The organism is Castellaniella sp. (assembly GCF_034007085.1).
Lineage (GTDB): Bacteria > Pseudomonadota > Gammaproteobacteria > Burkholderiales > Burkholderiaceae_B > Castellaniella.
In genome coordinates this window covers 1-3,332 of record NZ_JAVERO010000186.1, presented here as the reverse complement: position 1 = coordinate 3,332, position 3,332 = coordinate 1, and the positions used below count along the sequence as shown (strand labels likewise).

Below are 3,332 nucleotides of genomic sequence, written 5' to 3'. Positions count from 1 at the left end.
GCGGGATGGGAGAATAGACCGTCGCCACACGTTCCGGCGCGGCCCCGCGCTGCAACAGCAACTGCCGCACATGCTCACTGACCGTCGTCACACAATGCGGCACCCCGGTATAAGACAACAACGATCCTGGCTTGATCGCCAGGTGCCGCGTGCGCACGATCAGCGGCGTGCCGGCCAGGCGCGCTGCCACCCCCGCCAGCATCGTGTCGCGGCGACTGTGTGTGTTCAATACATCAAAGCTGCCTTCCTTCAGAATACGGCGGACCTGAATCACCCCCCGAACGTAGCTGCGTGGCCCGTCCATCAGCACCGTGTGAACCTGGAAGCCCGCTTCGCGCAGATGCCGTGTCAATTTGGCATGCGGTTGACAGACGGCTTCCAGGTAATGCCCATGGTCGCGCATGGCACACATTTCTTTGAAAATGCGATTTTCCTGGCCACCAAAACCGGTCGCGGCCTCGGCATGCAGGATGCGCAGCGGCTTCATCCGTAGTGGACCTCCACATTGTCATGAGACAGCCACTGCCGCGCATCCGCGATCAGGGCCTCGTCCATGCGCACGCGCCAATCATCGCCCAGGCGCAACAGGCAGGAAAACTGTGGGCAGATCAGGCGCAGTTCGACCGGCACGCTGGACTCGGCCGCACGCCAGGGCGCCAGCAGCCCCTGCAGGCGATCGACGTCCAGGTCGCCAGGCACAGACAGGCGCAGGCTGCGGGCGCGGCTCTCGCGCACCCGCTGCAGATCATACAGTTCGTCGGCCGATACCCGCAGGCCGCCAGAGAACTCATCGTGACTGACGCGCCCCTGGACCACCAGGGGGCGGTCTTCTTTCAGGCTGTCGCGATGCTGTTCATACAATTCGTTGAAAATCGCCACCTCGATCTGGGCGCTGCCATCGTCCAGCAAGGCGTAGAGCATTTTGCCGCGCCGGGTCATGCGCACGCGCACTTCCGCCAGCACGCCGGCCAGCCACTGCGGCCCGCGCGAAGGCGCCAGCCGCGCTAGCGGCGTGGGCGCCACTCGGCGGATTTCGTCGCGCCAGGCATCGAACAGGTGCCCGCTGAAATAAAAACCCAAGGCGGTTTTTTCTTCCCGCAAGCGAGTTTCCAGATCCCAGGGCGGAACACGCGCGACCTCATCAGCGACGAGTTCGTCCGTATTGTCATCGAACAGGGAAACCTGGTTGGCGTTGCGCTCGGCCTGCTCGGCCGCCTCGATGGCGCTGCCCAGGGCTTCGAGCAGGGCCGCGCGATTGGGTTCCAGCGCATCGAAGGCGCCGGCGCGGATGAGCGCCTCGATGGTGCGCCGGTTGACGGCGTGGCGATCCACCCGGGCGCAAAAATCGAACAGCCCCGTGAACGGGCCGCCGGCTTCGCGGGCAGCAATGATGGCCTCGACGGCGGCCTGGCCGGTCCCCTTGACCCCGCCCAGGCCATAGCGGATGGTGCGCGGCGGGCGGCCCTGGGCGGTATGCTCGTCGGCCACCGGCGCGAAGCGGTAGCCCGATTCGTTGACGTCGGGCGGCAGAACGGCCACGTCGTTTTCCAGGGCATCCCGCCAGAACACCTGGATCTTGTCCGTATCATCCATGTCGGACAGCATGGTCGCGGCCAGGAATTCCGCCGGATGGTAGACCTTGAGCCAGGCGGTCTGGTAGGAAATCAGGGCATAGGCGGCAGAATGACTCTTGTTGAAGCCATAGCCCGCGAATTTTTCCATCAGATCGAACAGATGGGCTGCCAGATCCGGGTCGTAGCCTTTCTTGGCCGCGCCTTCCTGGAAGATCACGCGATGCTTGGCCATTTCCTCGGGCTTTTTCTTGCCCATGGCACGACGCAACAGGTCGGCGCCGCCCAGGGAATAGCCGCCAATGATCTGCGAGATCAGCATCACCTGTTCCTGGTAGACGATGACGCCGTAGGTGCTCTTGAGCACAGGTTCCAGGTCGGGATGGAAATAATCGACTTCGGCACGACCGTGCTTGCGGTTGACGAAGTCGACCACCATGCCCGATTCCAGCGGGCCGGGACGGAACAGCGCCAGCAAGGCGACCACGTCTTCAAAAGTATTGGGCCGCAGGCTTTTCAGCAGTTCTTTCATGCCGCGCGATTCGAGCTGGAACACGGCCGTGGTATTGGCCGCCGACAGCAGTTCGTAGGTCGCCTGATCATCCAGCGGCAGGGCCATCAGGTCGAAATCGCGCTTGTCCGGATTGAATTCGCGCACATAGCGCACCGCCCAATCCAGGATGGTCAGGTTGCGCAGCCCCAGAAAGTCGAACTTGACCAGCCCGGCGGCCTCGACGTCATCCTTGTCGAACTGGGACACGACGCTGGATTCGCTGCCCGGCTGGCAATACAGGGGGCAGAAATCGGTCAGTTTGCCCGGTGCGATCAGCACCCCGCCCGCGTGCATGCCGATATTGCGCGTCAGGCCCTCCAGGGGCCGCGCCAGATCGATGAGCGCACGGATTTCCTCGTCGGTATCGTACAGTTCGCGGAAGGCGGGTTCGTGTTCCAGCGTGCGGTCCAGCGACCAGGGGTCGGCCGGATTGAAGGGGATCATCTTCGAGAGCCGGTCGCAGACGCTGTAGGGCATCTCCAGCACACGGCCCACGTCGCGCACCACGGCCTTGGCGCCCAGCGTGCCGAAGGTGGCGATCTGGCTGACGGCGTCACGGCCGTACTTTTGCTTGACGTACTCGATGACCCGTTCGCGGTTGTCCTGGCAGAAATCCACGTCGAAGTCGGGCATGGACACGCGTTCGGGATTCAGGAAACGCTCGAACAGCAGGTCGTAGCGCAGTGGATCCAGGTCGGTGATCCCCAGGCTGAAGGCCACCAGGGAGCCCGCGCCCGAGCCCCGGCCCGGCCCCACCGGCACGCCGTGACTTTTGCCCCAGTTGATGAAGTCCTGCACAATCAGGAAGTAGCCGGGAAAGCCCATGTCGACGATGGTCCGGCATTCCAGGTCCAGGCGTTCCTGGTAGACAGGCATCTGGCGGGCGAGCTCAGCGGCGTCCGGATACAGCTGCTCCATGCGGCGGGCCAGGCCCTCGTTGGCCAGTTGCACCAGATAATCGTCCAGGGAAATCCCGTCGGGCGTGGGAAACAAGGGCAGCTGGGGCTGGTCCAGTGTCAGGGTCAGGTTGCAGCGACGGGCGATCTGCACCGCATTGGCCAGGGCCGATGGCACGTCCGCAAAACGGCGCGCCATGTCGGCGCTGTCAGGCATGTATTGTTCGGCGGTGAACCGCCGGACACGGCGCGGATTGCCCAGCAGTTCGCCTTCCGCGATGCAGACGCGGGCCTCGTGGGCGCGAAAGTCGG

General features: G+C 64.1%; 2 protein-coding genes. Both read right to left on the bottom strand.

What is annotated here, in order from left to right:
* Positions 1 to 487 (bottom strand): glycosyltransferase (locus RBR29_RS11390; protein WP_320349378.1); only part of this gene is annotated, 487 nt, incomplete at its 3' end.
* Positions 484 to 3,332: DNA polymerase III subunit alpha (dnaE, locus tag RBR29_RS11385; RefSeq protein WP_320349377.1), on the bottom strand; the 2,849-nt coding region annotated here is incomplete at its 5' end. The genes RBR29_RS11390 and dnaE, both read right to left, overlap by 4 nt.